This window comes from Cellulomonas endometrii (genome assembly GCF_949769265.1).
GTDB lineage: Bacteria > Actinomycetota > Actinomycetes > Actinomycetales > Cellulomonadaceae > Cellulomonas > Cellulomonas endometrii.
On sequence record NZ_CATKPC010000003.1, the window covers coordinates 1 to 17,054 of the forward strand.

General features: G+C 76.0%; 17 protein-coding genes. 4 read left to right on the forward strand and 13 right to left on the reverse strand.

The genetic code is table 11. The features are described from left to right. Positions 1-101: 101 nt before the first annotated feature. The 3 genes from QNH85_RS04515 to QNH85_RS04525 all read right to left on the reverse strand — a co-directional run bounded on the left by QNH85_RS04515 (position 102) and on the right by QNH85_RS04525 (position 3,674). The gene (locus QNH85_RS04515) at positions 102-287 is read right to left on the reverse strand and encodes a translation initiation factor 2 (RefSeq protein ID WP_213283993.1); all 186 of its coding nucleotides are present in this window, start codon (positions 285-287) and stop codon (positions 102-104) included. Between the two features lie 107 nt (positions 288-394). Beyond that, positions 395-1,681: a class I SAM-dependent RNA methyltransferase gene (locus QNH85_RS04520; RefSeq protein WP_282944986.1), complete on the reverse strand. Its 1,287-nt coding sequence runs from the start codon at positions 1,679-1,681 to the stop codon at positions 395-397. Next, complete coding sequence (locus tag QNH85_RS04525; protein WP_282944988.1) at positions 1,671-3,674, reverse strand: APC family permease; 2,004 nt, start codon at positions 3,672-3,674, stop codon at positions 1,671-1,673. Before QNH85_RS04525 ends, QNH85_RS04520 begins: the two co-directional genes overlap by 11 nt. Positions 3,675-3,779: 105 nt before the next feature. On the opposite strand from QNH85_RS04525, the gene QNH85_RS04530 reads away from it, so the two are divergent. Further along, positions 3,780-4,430: a potassium channel family protein gene (locus QNH85_RS04530; RefSeq protein WP_282945300.1), complete on the forward strand. Its 651-nt coding sequence runs from the start codon at positions 3,780-3,782 to the stop codon at positions 4,428-4,430. Then, on the forward strand, positions 4,427-5,125 hold the full coding sequence (locus QNH85_RS04535; RefSeq protein ID WP_213283996.1) for a potassium channel family protein: 699 nt from the start codon (positions 4,427-4,429) through the stop codon (positions 5,123-5,125). The genes QNH85_RS04530 and QNH85_RS04535 overlap by 4 nt, the downstream gene beginning before the upstream one ends. On the opposite strand, the gene QNH85_RS04540 is transcribed toward QNH85_RS04535, so the two are convergent. The 4 genes from QNH85_RS04540 to dut all read right to left on the reverse strand — a co-directional run bounded on the left by QNH85_RS04540 (position 5,034) and on the right by dut (position 7,473). Then, a complete protein-coding gene (locus QNH85_RS04540; protein ID WP_282944991.1) occupies positions 5,034-5,756 on the reverse strand; it encodes a DUF3159 domain-containing protein in 723 nt (240 codons plus the stop codon). The genes QNH85_RS04535 and QNH85_RS04540 overlap by 92 nt on opposite strands. Continuing rightward, positions 5,749-6,129: an OB-fold nucleic acid binding domain-containing protein gene (locus QNH85_RS04545; protein WP_428830355.1), complete on the reverse strand. Its 381-nt coding sequence runs from the start codon at positions 6,127-6,129 to the stop codon at positions 5,749-5,751. Before QNH85_RS04545 ends, QNH85_RS04540 begins: the two co-directional genes overlap by 8 nt. A 1-nt stretch (position 6,130) precedes the next feature. Further along, on the reverse strand, positions 6,131-6,925 hold the full coding sequence (locus tag QNH85_RS04550; protein ID WP_282944993.1) for a DUF3710 domain-containing protein: 795 nt from the start codon (positions 6,923-6,925) through the stop codon (positions 6,131-6,133). A gap of 74 nt (positions 6,926-6,999) precedes the next feature. After that, on the reverse strand, positions 7,000-7,473 hold the full coding sequence (dut, locus tag QNH85_RS04555) for a dUTP diphosphatase (RefSeq protein ID WP_213283998.1): 474 nt from the start codon (positions 7,471-7,473) through the stop codon (positions 7,000-7,002). 41 nt (positions 7,474-7,514) lie between these two features. Between dut and QNH85_RS04560 the strand changes: the two genes are divergently transcribed. Beyond that, positions 7,515-8,012, forward strand: a complete 498-nt coding sequence (locus tag QNH85_RS04560; protein ID WP_282944994.1) for a DUF3093 domain-containing protein — start codon at positions 7,515-7,517, stop codon at positions 8,010-8,012. 40 nt (positions 8,013-8,052) lie between these two features. Here the strand turns inward: QNH85_RS04560 and QNH85_RS04565 are convergent, their stop codons facing one another. Next, positions 8,053-8,352 (reverse strand): DUF4193 domain-containing protein, encoded by a 300-nt coding sequence (locus tag QNH85_RS04565; protein WP_146835284.1) that lies wholly within the window; start codon positions 8,350-8,352, stop codon positions 8,053-8,055. A 127-nt stretch (positions 8,353-8,479) separates the two neighbouring features. After that, positions 8,480-10,255 (reverse strand): inositol monophosphatase family protein, encoded by a 1,776-nt coding sequence (locus QNH85_RS19925; protein WP_346016292.1) that lies wholly within the window; start codon positions 10,253-10,255, stop codon positions 8,480-8,482. A 104-nt stretch (positions 10,256-10,359) separates the two neighbouring features. On the opposite strand from QNH85_RS19925, the gene sepH reads away from it, so the two are divergent. Next, entirely contained in the window at positions 10,360-11,481 is a 1,122-nt protein-coding gene (gene sepH / locus QNH85_RS04580; RefSeq protein ID WP_282944995.1) for a septation protein SepH, read from the forward strand. Between the two features lie 58 nt (positions 11,482-11,539). Here the strand turns inward: sepH and QNH85_RS04585 are convergent, their stop codons facing one another. The 4 genes from QNH85_RS04585 to QNH85_RS04600 all read right to left on the reverse strand — a co-directional run bounded on the left by QNH85_RS04585 (position 11,540) and on the right by QNH85_RS04600 (position 17,014). After that, the gene (locus QNH85_RS04585) at positions 11,540-12,208 is read right to left on the reverse strand and encodes a thymidine kinase (protein ID WP_282944996.1); all 669 of its coding nucleotides are present in this window, start codon (positions 12,206-12,208) and stop codon (positions 11,540-11,542) included. A gap of 70 nt (positions 12,209-12,278) precedes the next feature. Continuing rightward, complete coding sequence (locus QNH85_RS04590) at positions 12,279-13,460, reverse strand: alkaline phosphatase family protein (RefSeq protein ID WP_282944997.1); 1,182 nt, start codon at positions 13,458-13,460, stop codon at positions 12,279-12,281. Between the two features lie 2 nt (positions 13,461-13,462). After that, positions 13,463-14,032 carry a DUF5998 family protein gene (locus QNH85_RS04595; protein WP_282944998.1) on the reverse strand — a complete coding sequence of 190 codons (570 nt, stop codon included), beginning with the start codon at positions 14,030-14,032 and terminating at the stop codon, positions 13,463-13,465. A gap of 111 nt (positions 14,033-14,143) precedes the next feature. Continuing rightward, positions 14,144-17,014 (reverse strand): bifunctional acetate--CoA ligase family protein/GNAT family N-acetyltransferase, encoded by a 2,871-nt coding sequence (locus QNH85_RS04600; protein WP_282944999.1) that lies wholly within the window; start codon positions 17,012-17,014, stop codon positions 14,144-14,146. Between the last annotated feature and the right edge of the window lie 40 nt (positions 17,015-17,054).

Consider the following 17,054-nt stretch of genomic DNA (forward strand, 5'->3'; position numbering starts at 1 on the left):
CTACGAGATCTTCCGGCTGGACGCCGTCCCCGGGACCGAGAAGCTGCCGTACAGCCTCAAGGTGCTGGCGGAGAACCTGCTGCGGACCGAGGACGGCGCGCCTACTGCCGGTCGGTCCCCTGGGCGGCGCGGCGCTCCCGCTCCACGGCCTTCTGGTGCTGACGCGGGTCGTAGTCCGGGGTGCCCTGCTTGTGCAGCTCGGCGGACGCGCGGCGGCTCGCCTCGGCCACGCGACGCGTCGCCTCCGCGGCGGACTCGCGGGCGTCACCCTGGTGCGCTGTCGTCATCGTCGACTCCTTCCGGTCCCGGGGCGCCGTGGGCCGGGCGCCCGCCTCCACGCTAGGCCGCGGGACGGCGGCGCGCGAGAGGTTCCGCACCGGCGGACCTGCGCGTCTCAGCGCTGGAGGACCGCGACCGCCTCGACGTGGTGCGTCATCGGGAACAGGTCGTACCCCGTGACGTCCGCCAGGGCGTAGCCGTCCTCCGCGAAGTACGCGACGTCCCGGGCCAGGGCGGCGGGGTCGCACGCCACGTACACGACGCGGTCCGGCCCGAGCGCCGACACGGCGCGCACGACGTCCCGCCCCGCGCCAACCCGCGGCGGGTCGAGCACGACGGCGTCCGCCCGGCCCCCGAGGCCGCCGAGCACCGCCGCGACGTCGCCCGCGTGCAGCGCGACCTGCGGGCGGTCGTGCGCGTTGCGCCGGGCGTCCTTGACCGCGCGCGCGTCGCCCTCGACCGCGACGACGGAGCCCTGCTCGCCCACCGCGTCCGCGAGCGGCAGCGTGAACAGGCCCGCCCCCGAGTACAGGTCCAGGACGGTGGCCCCGCCGACGTCGCCGAGCGCGCCGAGCACCGCGCCGGTGAGCGTGGCCGGCGCCTCGCGGTGCACCTGCCAGAACCCGGCGGCGGCGACGCGGTACGCCCACTCGCGCTCGCCGACCCGGACGCGCTCGCGCACCGCGGACCGGGCGTTCGGGCGGGGGTCGACCTTGCCGCGGCGCAGGTCGAACGGCTGGTCGTCGACGAGCACGACCGGCTGGTCCCCGTCGGCGGGGGCGACGGCGTCGACCCGGACGCCGCCCGTCCACCGCCGGCCGAGCAGGTCCAGCTCGGCGAGCGCGTCGCTCATCAGCGGCATCCGCTCCACGTGCAGCACGTCGTGCGAGCGGAACCGGCGCATGCCGAGGCGGCCCTCGCGGTCGGCGAGGAACGACGCGCGCGTCCGCCACCCGAGGCCGCCGCGCTCGTCGTCGCCGGGCAGCGCGTGCACGGGCACGTCGCGGTCGACCTTCGCGAGCCGGTGCAGCTGCTCGCCGAGCACCGCGGACTTCCAGGCGCGCTGCGCGTCGAGCCGCACGTGGGCCAGCTCGCCGCCGCCGACGCCGCCGGGGCCGGACTCCGGCCACGGCGACTCCACCCGGTCCGGCGACGCGTCCAGCACCTCGACGGCGTCCGCGCGCCAGAACGACGCCGTGCTGCCGGTGTCGGTCAGCCGCGCGAGCACGCGCTCGCCCGGCAGGGTGTGCCGCACGAACACCACCCGCCCGGGGCCGTCGTCGCCCGCGGTCCGCAGCCGCGCGACGCAGTGACCGCCGTGGGCCACCGGTCCGATCTCCAGCTCCACCACGTCGCCCGCGAACGGCTGCCCGGCCGCCGCGGCCCTCCGCTCAGAGCCCACGGGACGTCGTCCTGCGCACGTGCTCTTCCATTCCGGTCTGACCTTCCGTCGACGCGAGCTGCCACGGCACCGACGCCACGACCACCCCGGGGGTGAACAGCAGCCGGCCCTTGAGCCGCAGCGCGCTCTGGTTGTGCAGCAGCTGCTCCCACCAGTGCCCGACGACGTACTCGGGGATGTAGACGACCACCAGGTCCCGCGGGCTGTCCCGCCGGATCGAGCGGACGTAGGTGATGATCGGCCGCGTGATCTCGCGGAACGGCGAGTCCAGGATGCGCAGCGGCACCGGCAGGTCCATCGCCTCCCACTGGTCGCGCAGCGCCTGCGCCTCCGCGGGGTCGACGCCGACGGTCACGGCCTCGAGCACCTGCGGCCGGGACGCGCGGGCGTAGGCGATCGCGCGCATCGTCGGGCGGTGCAGGTGCGAGACCAGCACGATGGCGTGCACCCGGCTGGGCAGCGCCCGCGCGGACGTGAGGTCCTCGCCCAGGGCGAGCTCGTCGCGCACGGTGTCGTAGTGCCTCCGGATGCCCTGCATGCCGATGAACACGACGATCATCGCGAGGATCGCGATCCAGGCGCCGAGCATGAACTTGGTGATCAGCACGATCACCAGCACCGTCGCGGTCATGCCGAACCCGACCGCGTTGATGACGCGCGAGCGCACCATCTGCGTGCGGCGGGCCGGGTCGGGCTGGGTGCGCAGCTCGCGCGTCCAGTGCCGGATCATGCCGAGCTGGGACAGCGTGAACGACACGAACACGCCCACGATGTACAGCTGGATCAGCCGCGTGACCTGGGCGTCGAACGCGACGATGAGCGCGATCGCCCCGGCGGCCAGCGCGACGATGCCGTTGGAGAACGCGAGCCGGTCGCCGCGCGTGTGCAGCTGGCGCGGCAGGTACCCGTCCTTCGCGAGGATCGAGCCGAGCACCGGGAAGCCGTTGAACGCCGTGTTGGCGGCGAGCACGAGGATGAGGCCGGTGACGATGCCGACCGCGTAGAACACGGGCGGGAACGAGTGGAACACGGTCTGCGCGAGCTGCCCGATCACCGGGTCCTGCACGTAGTCCTCGCCGACCGGGACGCCGTCCCGGAGCAGCTGCGTCGCGGGGTCCTCCACGTAGTGCACGCCCGTGAGCCGGGCGAGCGTGAGGATCGACATGATGAGGAACACCGACAGCGTCCCGAGGAGCAGCAGCGTGGTGGCGGCGTTGCGCGACTTCGGCTTCTGGAACGACGGGACGCCGTTGCTGATCGCCTCGACGCCGGTCAGCGCGGCGGAGCCGGAGGCGAACGCCCGCAGGATCAGGAACGCGCCGGCGGCGCCGGACAGCCCGTGCTCGAAGCCGCTCGACGGGACGATCGTGAGGTCGTGCGTGGCCGCCTGCTGCAGGTTCCCGGTCAGGTACTGGACGAACCCGACGACGGCCACGGTGCCGACGGCGATCATGAACAGGTACACGGGGACGGCGAACGCCCGTCCCGACTCCTTCACGCCGCGCAGGTTCGCCAGCGCGAGCAGCACGACCACCGCGACGGCGAACAGCGCCTCGTGGCCGCGCAGGGCCGGCAGCACGGACGCCGCGTACTGCGCGCCCGACGACGCCGACACCGCCACGGTCAGCACGTAGTCCACGAGCAGGGCGCTCGCCACGGTGACGCCCGCGCGCGGGCCGAGGTTGACGGTCGCGACCTCGTAGTCGCCGCCGCCGGACGGGTACGCGTGCACGTTCTGGCGGTACGAGGCGATGACGGTCGCCATCACCACGACGACGGCCAGACCGACCCACGGGGAGATCATCGTGGCCCCGACACCGGCCAGCGCGAGCGTCAGCAGCACCTCGTCCGGCGCGTACGCGACGGACGACAGCGCGTCCGACGCGAAGATCGGCAGCGCGATCCGCTTCGGCAGGAGGGTGTGACCGAGGTTCTCGCTGCGGACCGGTCGGCCCAGCAGCAAACGTTTGGCGGCATCTCCGAGGTCCGGCACGAGTGACCATGCTAGGCCCCACGGGGCCCGGGCGTGACCGGGACCTCCTGGGTCCCCGTGGAGTGCGCGCTAGGTATAGCGTTCCGCGTTGTGCACTTCGTCATCATGGGCTGCGGCCGCGCCGGGGCCACGCTCGCGCAGTCGCTGGAGAGCGCGGGCCACTCCGTCGCGGTGATCGACCAGAACCCCGACTCGTTCCGCCGGCTGGACCCCGAGTTCGCCGGCAGCAAGGTCACCGGGCTCGGGTTCGACCGGGACACGCTGCAGCAGGCCGGCATCGAGGACGCGTTCGGCTTCGCGGCCGTGTCGGACGGCGACAACTCCAACATCCTGGCCGCCCGCGTCGTGCGCGAGACGTTCGGCGTCGAGAACGTCGTCGCCCGCATCTACGACCCCCACCGCGCGGAGATCTACCAGCGCCTCGGCATCCCGACGGTCGCGACCGTGCGGTGGACCGCCGACCAGGTGCTCCGCCGCCTGCTGCCGATGGGCGCCACCGGCGTGTACACCGACGCGTCCGGCCACATCGTGCTGGCCGAGGTGGACGTGCACGAGGGCTGGGTGGGCCGGCCCCTGCGCGCGATCGAGGACGCCACGGGCGCCCGCGTCGCCTTCGTCACCCGCTACGGCGACGGGGTGCTCCCCGACGCCCAGTCCGTCCTGCAGGAGAACGACATCGTGCACCTGCTCATGCGGCGGGACGAGTCCGCCACCGTCGAGCGCATCGTCACCGCGGCACCGGAGGTGAAGGCATGAGGGTCGTCATCGCCGGGGCAGGCTCCGTCGGCCGGTCCATCGCGCGCGAGCTGCTCGCGAACGACCACGAGGTCACGCTCATCGACCGGCAGCCGTCCGCGATGCGGGTGGCGCAGGTCGCCGACGCCGACTGGCTGCTCGCGGACGCCTGCGAGCTGCCCACCCTCACGCAGGCCCGCACCGACGAGTGCGACGTGGTCGTGGCCGCGACGGGCGACGACAAGGCCAACCTGGTCATCTCGCTGCTCGCGAAGACCGAGTACGGCGTGCCGCGCACCGTCGCCCGGGTGAACAACCCGAAGAACGAGTGGATGTTCGACGAGGCCTGGGGCGTCGACGTCGCGGTGTCCACGCCGCGGATCATGACGGCGATGATCGAGGAGGCCGTCTCGGTCGGCGACCTGGTGCGGATCTTCACGTTCCACCAGTCCGGCGCCGACATCCTGGAGCTCACGCTCCCCGAGGACTCCCCGCTCGCGGGTCGGCTGGTCGGTCAGATCGCGTGGCCCGCCGACACGGTGCTGGCGTGCGTCGTGCGCGACGACCGGCCGTTCTCCCCCAGCCCGGACGACACGCTGGAGGGCCGCGACGAGCTGCTGTTCGTCACGGGGCGGGACGCGTCTGAGCAGGATCTGGCCGCGCTGCTGTCGAGCCGCGTACCAGAATCCAGCTCACCCACAGCACGACCGCGGTGAGCGGGACGCCCATCACGAGCTTGGCGGTCCCAAGCCAGGCGACCTCGCCGGCGTAGTACAGCGGGACCTGGACCAGCAGGCGCAGCGCGAACATCCCGGCCCACAGCCAGGTCGCGAGCGCGTACCGCCGGCGCAGGGCCGGCTCCTGGCGCCACGCGACGGCCCCGGCCCACGAGCCGGACGACGACATCGGGCCGTCCGGGCGGAACAGCCCGACCACGACGCCGACGAGCGGCCACCGCACCAGCACGGACACCACGAACGCGGCGAGGTACCCGACGTTGGTCAGCAGCCCCCAGGCGAAGTAGTCCTCCGCCCGCCCGGACCGCCAGGCCCAGATCACGCCGATGCCCACGCCGAGCACGCCCGACAGGGCCTGCGTCAGCGGGCTGCGCTGCACGAGGCGGGCGACCACCGCGACCAGGGCGGTCGCCGCCGCCGCGATCAGGGCGGGCGCGAGACGCTGGCCCCCGGCGACGAACACGACGACGAACACGAGGCCCGGGGCGACGGACTCGACCGCCCCGCGCACCCCGCCGACGGCCTCGGCGAACGAGAACTCCTCGGCGTCGAGCGCCCGCATCCCGCGGGCGGGCACGGCGGCGCCCGGCGCGGGCGTCGGGTCACTCACCGGGGCGCGCGCGCAGCTCGTAGCGGGGGTTGAACATGGACCGCCGGCCCTCGCGGGAGCAGACGAGGCCCTCGACCTTCAGGCGACGGCCCGGCTCGATGCCGGCGATCTCCCGGCGGCCCAGCCAGACGAGCTGGACCGTGCCGCTGCCGTCGTACAGCTCGGCCTCCAGCGCGGGCACGCCCTGCCGGGGGCGCAGCACGACGGACCGGATGACGCCCGACACCTTCACGCGGTGCCGGTCCGTGGTGGCGGCGACGGGCGTGCAGCCCGTCGCACGGACCGCGTCCTCCCGCTCCTCGTCGGCCTCGATCTCCTCCTGGGAGGCGACGGCCTTGCGCAGGCTCTCTCGCAGCGACACGGGGGGTGTCATGTCAGCGGATCTCCGTGATCTCGGGCCCGCGCTTCAGCGGGTCGAAGTCGGCGACGGCGGGCGCCGCGGCGGGCGCCGTCTGGGGGGTGACGCCGTCGGCCTGCCCGGGCAGGCGCAGCGCCAGCAGGTCGCGCGGGGCGCGGGCCTCGGTGCCCCGGACCACGACCGTGCGGCGGAACAGGTCCTCGATCTTCACGGCGGCCTCCTCGTCGACCGCCGCGCGGCCGGTGATGACGCCGCGCAGGAACCAGCGGGGACCGTCGACGCCGACGAACCGCGCGGGGCGGTGGCCAGTGCGGCCCTCGGGGGTGCGGACGGGCAGCCGGGCGAGCAGCTCGCGGCCGAACGGCCCGGGCACGTCGTCCACGGAGCCGCCCTGCTTGCGGACCGACTCGCCGATCTCCTCGCGGATCTCGTCCCAGATGCCGTCGGTCCGCGGGGCGGCGAACGCCTGCATCTGCAGCGTCGAGCCGTCCAGCGTGACGCCGACGGCCGTGACGACCTGCGACTTCTTGTCGATCTCCATCCGGAGCTCCATGCCGTTGACCCCCGGGAGCCGCAGGGCGCCCAGGTCGACACGCGGGCCCGCGGGGACGTCCTCGGTGGAGTCCCAGGGGCCGCCGGAGCGGTCCGGGACCGGCGCGGCGACCGCGTCGGGCGACGACACCCCCGGCTCGGCCGTGAGGTCGGCGGCCGGCTCGGCCGGCTCTGCCGTCGCGCCGGGGGCCACGTCCACGCCGCCCTCGGTCTCGTCCTGGGCGGTGCGAGCCTTCGCACCGCGCCGGAATAGCGCCACCCTCAGTCCCTTCCCCGGGTCGCCCGCCGCGCGGGCACGTACACGTCCACAGTAGACCGCACGGTGCGGTGCACCTAGCGGGGTTCGCCGGGGGCGGAGGCCCAGCCGCCGCTGGACCCGAAGCCCCCCGCGCCGCGCACCGACTCCGGGAGCTCGTCGGCCTCGACGAACCGCGCACGCTCGACGCGCTGCACCACGAGCTGCGCCACCCGGTCGCCGCGGCGCAGCACCACCGGCTCGGAGCGGTCCGTGTTGAGCAGCGTGACCGCGATCTCGCCGCGGTAGCCCGCGTCGACCGTCCCCGGCGCGTTCACGATGGTCAGGCCGTGCTTCGCCGCCAGCCCGGAGCGCGGGTGCACGAACGCCGCGTACCCCTCGGGCAGCGCGATCGCGATGCCGGTGGGCAGGGTCTGCCGCTCCCCCGGGGCGATCGTGGCGTCGACCCGGGTCACCAGGTCGGCGCCCGCGTCCCCCGGGTGCGCGTACACCGGGACGGGCACGCCCTCGTCGAGCCGGCGGAGCTGGATGGTCAGGGTCTCGTCCGTCACGGGCCCCGACCCTACCGCCGCGCGGGTGGGATGCTGGGCACGTGCAGACCACCACCCCCGCGTTCGACGAGCGGCTCTGGCCGTCCCCCACCGGCTGGGTCGCCGTGCCCGCGCTCGCCGCCATGCTCGGCATCGCGCTGTGGCCGGTCGGCACCGGCGCGGGGATCGCCGGCGCGGTCGCCGGGCTGGTGCTGGCCGGCGTGGTGGCGGTCCGGTCCGCGACCCGCGTGCGGGTGCAGGACGGCGAGCTGCACGCCGGGTCGGCGCACATCCCCCTGACGCTGCTGCGCGACCCGCAGCCCCTGGACGCCGACGCCACCCGGCACGCGCTGGGCCCGGGCCTCGACGCCCGCGCGCACCTGTGCCTGCGGGGGTGGGTGCGCACGGCGGTGCGCGTCGAGCTCGACGACCCGGCGGACCCGACGCCCTACTGGGTGGTGTCGACGCGGCGCCCCGCGGCCCTGGCGGCCGCGCTGCTCGCGACCGGCGGCACGGACGACGACGCCGGCCGGACCTCGGGGGTCCGGCCGGCGTCGTGACGGCTGGTGCGGGCGCGCACGGCGCGCGCCCGGGTGCGGCTCAGGCAGCGCACTCCGAGCAGACGGGCATGCCGTCCTTCTCGTAGGCGAGCTGGCTGCGGTGATGGACCAGGAAGCACTTGGAGCAGGTGAACTCGTCGGCCTGGCGCGGGAGCACCCGGACCGAGAGCTCCTCGCCGGACAGGTCCGCGCCGGGGAGCTCGAACCCTTCAGCGGCTTCGGTCTCGTCCTCGTCCACCACGCCCGAGTTCTTGTCGGAGCGCCGGGCCTGGAGCTCCTGCAGCGAGTCCTCGCTCAGGTCCTCCTCGGTCTTGCGCGGGGCGTCGTAGTCGGTTGCCATGAGGTGTGGTCACGCTCCGTCTGTTCGGTGGATCGGCGTACGCGGGCTCAAGTCACCGGAGGCGATGTTTGTTCCCGTCAGGCGCCCCGGATTGTGCCCTATTTCGGGGCGGGGCGCCACGCCGCGCTCAGTCGTCGGCGTCGGCACCCAGATCCGCCAGCAGCGCGGCCAGCGCCGCGACCGTCTCCGCCGGCCCGACGACCGTCATGTCGGAGCTGGCAGCACGCCCGCGCAGGCCTGTGACCTGCGCGCCTGCCTCTCTCGCGATGATCTCGCCGGCCGCGACGTCCCACGGGTTCAGGCCCCGCTCGTAGACCACGTCGAGCGTCCCCTCGGCCACCCGGCACAGGTCCAGCGCGGCCGACCCGATGCGCCGGATGTCCCGCACCTGGGGCAGCAGCTCCGCCAGCACCCGGCCCTGCGCCCGCCGCCGCTCCGCCCGGTACCCGAACCCCGTCCCGACGAGCGACGTGGCGAGCGACCGCGGCGCGTTCACCGCGAGGCGGTCGCCGTCCCGGTAGGCGCCGAGCCCGCGCCCCGCCGTGTAGGTCCGGCCGTCCGGGACCGCGTGCACGCAGCCCGCGACGACCGTCCACCGCTCCGGGTCCGGCTCGCCCGCGACGACGCCGACCGACACGGCGTACGCCGGGACGCCGTAGAGGTAGTTCACGGTGCCGTCGATCGGGTCCAGCACCCAGGTCAGGCCCGTCGTCCCCGGCACCCAGCCGTCCTCCTCCCCGAGGACGCCGTCGTCCGGGCGGTGCTCGGCGAGCAGGGCGCGCAGGTGCGCCTCGGAGGCCAGGTCCATGGCGGTGACCGGGTCGACCTCGCTGGACTTGGTGGCGGCGACGGACACCCGCTCGGGGCGGCCGTCGCGGATCAGGTCGCCGGCGGAGCGCGCGAGGCGCTCGGCCAGGTCCATGAGGGCCCGGACCTGGCCCGGGTCGGGCAGCGCCGTGGTGGCGGGGGCTGCGTCGGAGGCGGTGTCGGTGTCGGGGACGGGCGTGGGCTCAGGGGCGCTGGTCACGCCGACCATCCTGCCCGACCGGCGGCCGCGGCGGCCCCCCGCCCGGCCCGCCCGGCGGGGGCCGAGGGCGGCCCCGCCGCTGCCGCGGCCGCGCCGGAGCCGCGCCACCCACCGCACGAGCGGCCCGGAGCCGTCCGGCCGGACCGGCACGCCCCGCCTGCGCCCGGGACCCCGGCCGGCCCGCTCGACGCGGGTCCCCCGGGACGTGCGCGTCGCCCGTCCCTCCCGGCCGGCCCGCCCGATCCGGGCGCTGCCGGGCTCCCACGGCCCCGGCGCCTGCAGGCGGAACCGCAGCGCCAGCAGCCGCGTGCCGAGCACCACCACGACGGCGAGCACCTCGGTCGGCACCGACAGGGCCCCCTGCTGCCAGAGGACGGCCGTGAGCAGCGCCCCGAGCACGGACGGGATCGCGTACAGCTGGCGGTGGTGCAGGACGACCGGCACCTCCCCGGTGAGCAGGTCGCGCAGCACGCCGCCGCCGACGCCGGTGATCACGCCCGCGCAGACCGCCGCGGTGACGCCGGTCCCGTACTCGAGGGCCTTCACGGTGCCGACGACGGTGAACAGCGCCAGCGCCCCGGCGTCGAGGACCAGCACGAACCGGCGCAGGCGGCCGAGCCCGGGGTGCGCCGCCCAGGTGACGAGCCCGGCGACGCAGGCGGTCACGACGAACTCCCAGTTCGCGATCCCGACGGGCGGCACGGCGCCGATGAGGACGTCGCGCAGGATGCCCCCGCCGAGCCCCGCGACCCAGGCCAGCACCACGATCCCGAAGATGTCGAAGCCCTTGCGGACGGCCGCGAGCCCGCCGGACAGCGCGCCGACGAACACACCGAGCAGCTCGAGCACCGGCTGCAGCGGGAGGTCGACGGACACAGGGGAGATCATGGCAGCCGGGGCAGTTGGACGGCGCACCGCCCAGCCTCCACGGCATCCGGGGCGGGCGGTGGCAGTCTCGTCGCGGGATGATGGGAGACGTGATGGCTGAGCTGGAGCTGATCGGGCTGCACGAGGACGGGGAGCACCTCGTCCTCGCGGCGGCCGACGGGCAGCGGTACCGGCTGCACATCGACGAGCCGCTCCGTGCCGCCGTGCGCCGGGACAGGCCGCAGCTCGAGCAGATCCGGGCCGAGCAGTCCGGCGTGCCGAGCCCGCGGGAGATCCAGGCGCGCGTGCGCGCCGGGCAGTCGGCGCAGCAGATCGCCGACGAGACCGGGGTGACCGTCGAGCACGTCCGGCGCTTCGAGGGCCCGGTCCTGGCCGAGCGCGAGTTCGTGGCCGAGCAGGCCCGAGGGACCCGGGTGGGCCGCGACGTCGGCGCCCCGGTGCTGGGCGAGCTGGTCGTGGACCGGCTCGCCGCCCGCGGCGTGGACACCGACGCGCTCGAGTGGGACGCGTTCCGCGAGGCGGGCGGCGGCTGGACCGTGGTCGCGCGGTTCCCCGTCGAGGACGACGTCAGGGAGGCGCGCTGGACCTACGACGCGTCCGCCCGCGCGGTGCACGCCGAGGAGGACGAGGCGCGCTGGCTGTCCGAGACCGAGATCGCCGACGGCCCGGTTCCCCGCCGGCACCTGTCCGCGGTGCGGGACGTGGTCTTCGACGTGGACGCCGACGTGCGCCCCGTGCTCGCGGCCGTCGACTCGCCCGGGTCCCACGGGGAGCACGCCGAGCCCGACGAGGACCCGGCCGACGAGCTGCGCGCGACGCACGAGCTGCTCGACGACCTGCGGGCCCGGCGCGGCGTGCGGCAGTCCCTCGACCTCGAGGACGACGCGGACGACGACGCGTTCCCCGGCTTCGGGCCGCAGCACGCGTTCGACTTCGGCCAGCTCGACGAGCCGCCGGCGCCCGGGGCCCACCCCGTGGACGCCGACGCCGCCGCCGAGGCGCGGATCTACCGGGCACCGGTCCGCCCCGCGGCGGAGGAGCCGGAGAAGCCGGTCGCGCTCGAGCCGGGGCAGGAGCCGCCGGCCGCGGACACCGACGAGCCGGCTGCCGCCGCGCGCCCGGACGAGGCCGCGACGCGGTCCCGCGGCGGGCGCCGCAGCCGCCCGAAGGTGCCGAGCTGGGACGAGATCGTGTTCGGGGCGAAGCCGGAGTAGCGCCCGCAGCCCGACCGGCGGGCGGGGCCGTGCCCTCGCGGGGTCAGCCCTCGCGGGGTCAGCCCTCGCCGAGCAGGTCCAGGTCCAGGGTCTGCGGCGAGATCGCCGCGGCGCCCGAGGTCCGGGCGGTCATCCGCAGCCGGTGGTGGCGGCGGCACAGCACCTCGTACCCCACGGAGTCATCGTCGGCGTCGAGCACGTCGACGTCCCCGACGACGACCTGCGCGCCCTCCACCACCATGACCCCGTGCAGGGTCCGGGCGTTGTGGGTCGCGCGGGCGCCGCACCAGCACAGGGCCTGCACCTGGAGCGTCTCGACGCGGTCGGCCAGGGCCAGCAGGCGCGCGGAGCCGGCGAACAGCTGCGCGCGGAAGTCGGTGGTGATGCCGAACGCGAAGACGTCGACGTCGAGGTCGTCGGCCACGCGACCGAGCTGCTCGACCTGCTCCTCGGAGTAGAACTGGGCCTCGTCGCAGATGAGGAAGTCCACGGGGCGCCCCGCGCTGCGCCGCGCCACGACCTCCGCCCAGAAGTCCGTCGTGTCGGTGACCTCGTGGGCGGGCACGGACAGGCCGAGCCGGGAGGACAGCCGGTGCTCGCCGGCCCGGTCGTTGCGGGTGAACAGCACGCCCCCGCGCCCGCGGGCGCTGTGGTTGTGGTGCATCTGCAGCGCGAGCGTGGACTTGCCGCAGTCCATCGTGCCGCAGAAGAAGACCAGCTCAGCCACGCTCTCCTCGTTCCGTGTCGCGTCGTGCGTCGAAGGGTGCCCGGTCCGCCGGGTGCCGGTGCCCGCTGGCTCAGGTGTGGACCGCGAGCAGCGGCACGCGCAGCTCCGCGGGGGTGAGCGAGCCGTGCACGCCGACGAGGGTCAGGGACGCCGGCGTCTGGGTGCGGGAGTCGACCACCGTCGCCCGCCCCGTCGTCGCCACGACCAGGTCGCCGATCAGCGGCCGCACGTGCTCCGCCACCGTGCCGAACAGCCCGGCCGCCACGGCCTCGTCGCCGGTCAGCACCACGGCCCCGTCGCCGAGGACGTCGGACCAGCGGGCCGCCGCCGCGTCGACGTCGGCGCCGGGCGTCAGGTGCACGTGCAGCGCGCGGGGCTCCCCCGCGACGAGCGCCACGTCCGCGGCCAGCGCCGGGGTCGTGCCGACGTCCCACCGCCGCGCGCGGTCCACGTCGACCATGCCGTGGTCGGCGGTCACGACCACCGACGCGCCGCGCGGGAGCGAGCGCACCAGCCGGCGCAGCTCGAAGTCCAGCGCGCTGAGCTGGTCGCCCCACTGCCAGGACCCGACGCCCTCGTGGTGCCCCGTCTTGTCGACGTCGCCCCAGTACAGGTAGACCAGGCCCGGTTCGCGGAGCAGCCGGAGCGCCGCGTCGACGCGGTCGGCCAGCGACTCCGCCGCCCGGTACCCGCCGCCCCGCAGCGCGGCCTCGGTGAGGCCCGAGCCCTTGAACTTCGCCGGCCCGACGGTCGTGACGGTGACGCCGTGCGCGTCGAGCTCCTCGAAGACGGTCCGCTCGCGCTGCCAGTCGCGCGCGGGCCCGAGACCGTCCCACGAGACCATGTTGGCCAGCCGTCCGTCGCGCGGGTTGCGGACCGTGTAGCCGACCAGGCCCGTGCGGCCGGGGCTGGTGCCCGTGCCGAACGAGCCCATCGACGCGGCCGTCGTGGACGGGTACCCGGCCGACAGCGGCTCCGACCCGTCGAGCAGCGAGCGCAGGAACGGCGCGTGCCCCGCGCGCTCGGCGAGGTTCTCGTAGCCCAGGCCGTCGACGAGGACCACGCAGACGCGGTGCGTCGCGGGCAGGCCGAGGTCGGTGCGGCGGGCGGCACCGTCCCCCACCGGCACGCCGAGCGCCTCGGCCACGGCTGGCAGCAGCCCGGACAGCGACCGGCCGTCGTAGTCGGGCAGCACGAGGCCGGCGTCCGCCAGCCGGCCCGGCACGGTCGAGGACGGGGCGGTGGGCGCCATCGTCAGCGCGCGCTCGCGGCGGACAGGCGGCGCGCGAACGCCACGGCGTCCCGGACGGCGGTGGCGCCCTCGGCGACGGCGCTGACCCGCACGACGACGTCGTCCGGGGTGAGCGTGCCCGTCAGGCCGTGGTCCGCGTCGCAGCCCGGGTCGCCGCAGGTCGCCGGCTCCAGGTCGACGCGGGAGACGGCGCCCCAGCCGATCGCGAGGGTCAGCTCGGTCGCGGGCTCCCCCGCGCGGTGCTGCTCCGGGGACCCGATCACGTGCGTGAGGGCGACGGACCGCAGCTCCGAGAGCGGCACGGCCTCGGTGGTGGCAGCGGCGCTGGCGGACGGGTGCTCGCTGTCGGCCGGGTGGTCGTCGACGTGCGCGACCACCAGGCGGGTCGGCGTCAGGGCGAGCACCGTGACGTGGCGCCGCACCTCGGCGGCGTCGAACGTGGTCTCCGGGTGCACGAGGTGGGCCTCGACGGGCTCGTCCGCCAGGGCGACGTCGAGGACGTCGGCCACCAGGTCCGGGTAGTACCCGGCGCGGTGCAGGTCGCGGAGCAGGTCGGTGGAGGGCGCAGGCACCCGGCCATCCTCCCACCGACCGGGCCGGGCCGTCACACCCGGCGGCTCACACCCCGGCAGAGCGCCGAGTCACCCGGGCAGAGCGCCCCGTCACCCGGGCAGCGCGCCCCGTCACCCGGGCAGTGCCCGGCGCGGCCCGTCCGCGCGCGAGGCCGTCCCGACGCGGGCGGTGGCCCCGAGCACGTAGGCGCCGTGCTCGGCGACGACCACGGGGTTGAGCTCGAGCGCCAGCATCTCGGGGAGCTGGTCGGCCAGCACGGACACCCGCGCCAGCACGTCCTCGAGCGCGGCGACGTCGAGCGGCGGCACCCCCCGGTACCCGAACAGCCGCGGGGACGACCGGGGCGCCCGCACGACGTCCGCCACGTCGACGTCCGTGAGCGGCGGGACCGCGTACGCCACGTCGCCGAGCAGGTCGGTGGTGTCGCCCCCCAGGCCGAAGCCGATGACCGGCCCGAACAGCGGGTCCTCCGAGGACCGGATGAGGCACGCCACCCCGTGGGGGGCCATCGCCTGGACCTCCAGCGGCGCGCGGCCCGGGTCGGGCGTGTGGTCGGCCGCGAGCGCCAGCACCTGGGCGACGTCCGCGCGCAGCTCGGCGGCGTCGTGCACGTCCAGGCGCACGCCGCCGAGGTCGGAGCGGTGCCGCAGGGCGGGCACCGTGGACTTGAGCGCGACCGGCCAGCCCAGCTGCTCGGCGGCGGCGACGGCCTCGTCCGCGTCGTGCACGCCCACCGACGGGAACACCTCCACGCCCGCGAGCGCCAGCAGCTCCGCCACGCGCCCGGGCGTGAGGTCGAGGGCGTCGGGCCGCCCGGCCTCGTCGAGCCAGGACTCGATGAGCCGGCGGGCGGTGCGGGCGTGGATCCCCGGCGGGTGCACGAGCTCCCCGCGGTCGGCCGCCCGCCAGGCGGCGTACCGGACGGCCTGGCCGAGCGCGAGCACGGCGTCCTCCGGCGTCGTGTACGCCGGGATGGTCCGCAGCCGGCCCTCGTCGTCGGCCGCCGTGAGCTGGGGGGTGGCGCCGTGCAGGCCGAGCAGCACGGCCACCGACGTGCGGCCGGAGCCGGCGGCGTGCCGGGCGAGGGCCTGGGCGACCCGCTCGTCGCGGGGCCCGACGGTCGGCACGTGCATCGTGACGACCACGTCCACGTCGGGGTCGGCGTACACGTCGGCGAACGTGCGCTCGACGCGGGCGAGGTCCGCGTCCTCCGGGAGGATCGCCGGCGCCTTGGACACGGTGAGGCCCGCGGAGACGGCGGCCTCCGACACGAGGGCGGCCGCCGCCGACGAGGACGCCACGACGGCGGCCCGCCCGCCGGGGGGCAGCGGCTGGAGCGCGAAGAGCTGGGCGACCTCCAGCATCTGGTGCGTGTTGTCCACCAGGAGGACGCCGGAGCGCCGCATCACCTCCTCCAGCGTGCGCCGGGAGGTCTGGGTGGGCCGCACCGCGTGGCCGGGCGGCACGACGTGCCCGGAGCGTCCGGCCGTGACCACGACGACCGGCTTGGCCGTCGCGAGCCGCCGCGCGACGCGGGAGAACTTGCGGGGGTTGCCGATCGACTCCAGGTACAGGGCGACCACGTCCGTGGTGTCGTCGTCCTGCCAGAACTGCATGAGGTCGTTGCCGGACACGTCCGCGCGGTTGCCGGCCGAGACCAGGTGCGCGAGCCCGAGGTGCCGGCGGCGCACCGAGCCGAGGATCGACACCGCGGTGGACGCCGACTGGCAGAACAGCCCGATCCTGCCCGGCGGCGGCGGGTCCTCGGTGAGCGAGGCGTTCAGCAGGCCGCCGGCGGCGTGCGCGACCATCCCGTACGAGCGGGGCCCGACCACCCGCAGGCCCGCCGCGTGGGCGGAGCGCAGCAGCGCCCGCTGCAGGGCGAGCCCCGTCGGCCCCTGCTCGGCGAAGCCGCCGGAGAGCACCACCACCCCCCGCACGCCGATGCGCCCGAGGCCCCGCACCGCGAGCACGGCCTCCGCGGCGGGCAGCGCCAGCACGGCGAGGTCGACGGGTCCGGGGACCTCCTCCAGGCGGTCCCACACGTGCACGCGGTCCGCGGCGTCCTCCGGGACGTCCGCCGGCGCCACCCGGCCGACGACGTGCACCTCGACGGGCCGCTCGTCGCCGCCCGCGGGCGTCACCGCGCCCGTGCGGTCCGCCGGGTCGTCGCCCCGGCCCCCGCCGGCGAGCAGGTCCGCGAGCACGCGCGCCGCCCGGCGGCCGTCGAGCGTCCCGGGGTCGGCGGTCGAGGAGCTGAGGACGACCACGGACCGCGCGGTCAGCAGGCCCTGCACGCTGCGCGCCTCGGCCGAGTGCTCGCGCGCCATCTTCACCGCGAGCGACCGGTCGGTCGGGTGGATGTCGAAGCTCACCGAGACCACGCCGTCGTCGAGGTGCTGCTGCAGGGAGTAGCCGGCCTCGCGGAACACGGCGATCATCCGGCCGTTCTGCGGCAGGACCTCCGCGGTGAACCGCCGCACCCCGCGCTCGCGCGCCGCGGCCGCCAGGTGCTCCAGCAGCACCGAGCCCAGCCCCCGGCCGTGGTGGGCGTCGGCGATGTTGAACGCGACCTCCGCCTCGTCCGGCGCGATCTTGTCGTACCGGGCCACGCCGATGATCGCGTCGTCGCCCGTGACCGCCACGAGCGCGACCCGGTCCCGGTGGTCGACGGTCGTGAACCGCGCGAGGTCGCGGTCGGGCAGGCGCTCCAGCGGCGCGAAGAACCGCAGATACGTGGAGGCCTCGGACTGCCCGACGTGGAACGCCTGCAGGGCGTCGGCGTCCTCGGGGCGGATCGGGCGGACGTGCGTGGTGCTGCCGTCGCGCAGGACGACGTCGGCCTCCCAGCTCGCCGGGTAGGCGCCGTCGTCGTCCGCCAGCGCCCGGTCCACCGCCGGGCCCGCGCTCGCACCGGCGTCGAGCACCCCGTCGACCGCCTGACGTGCGGCGTCGCGCGCTCCCCCGGTCACCTGGCCCATGTCCACGAGCCTAACGTCGCACCGGCCGCGCGTCGTGGTC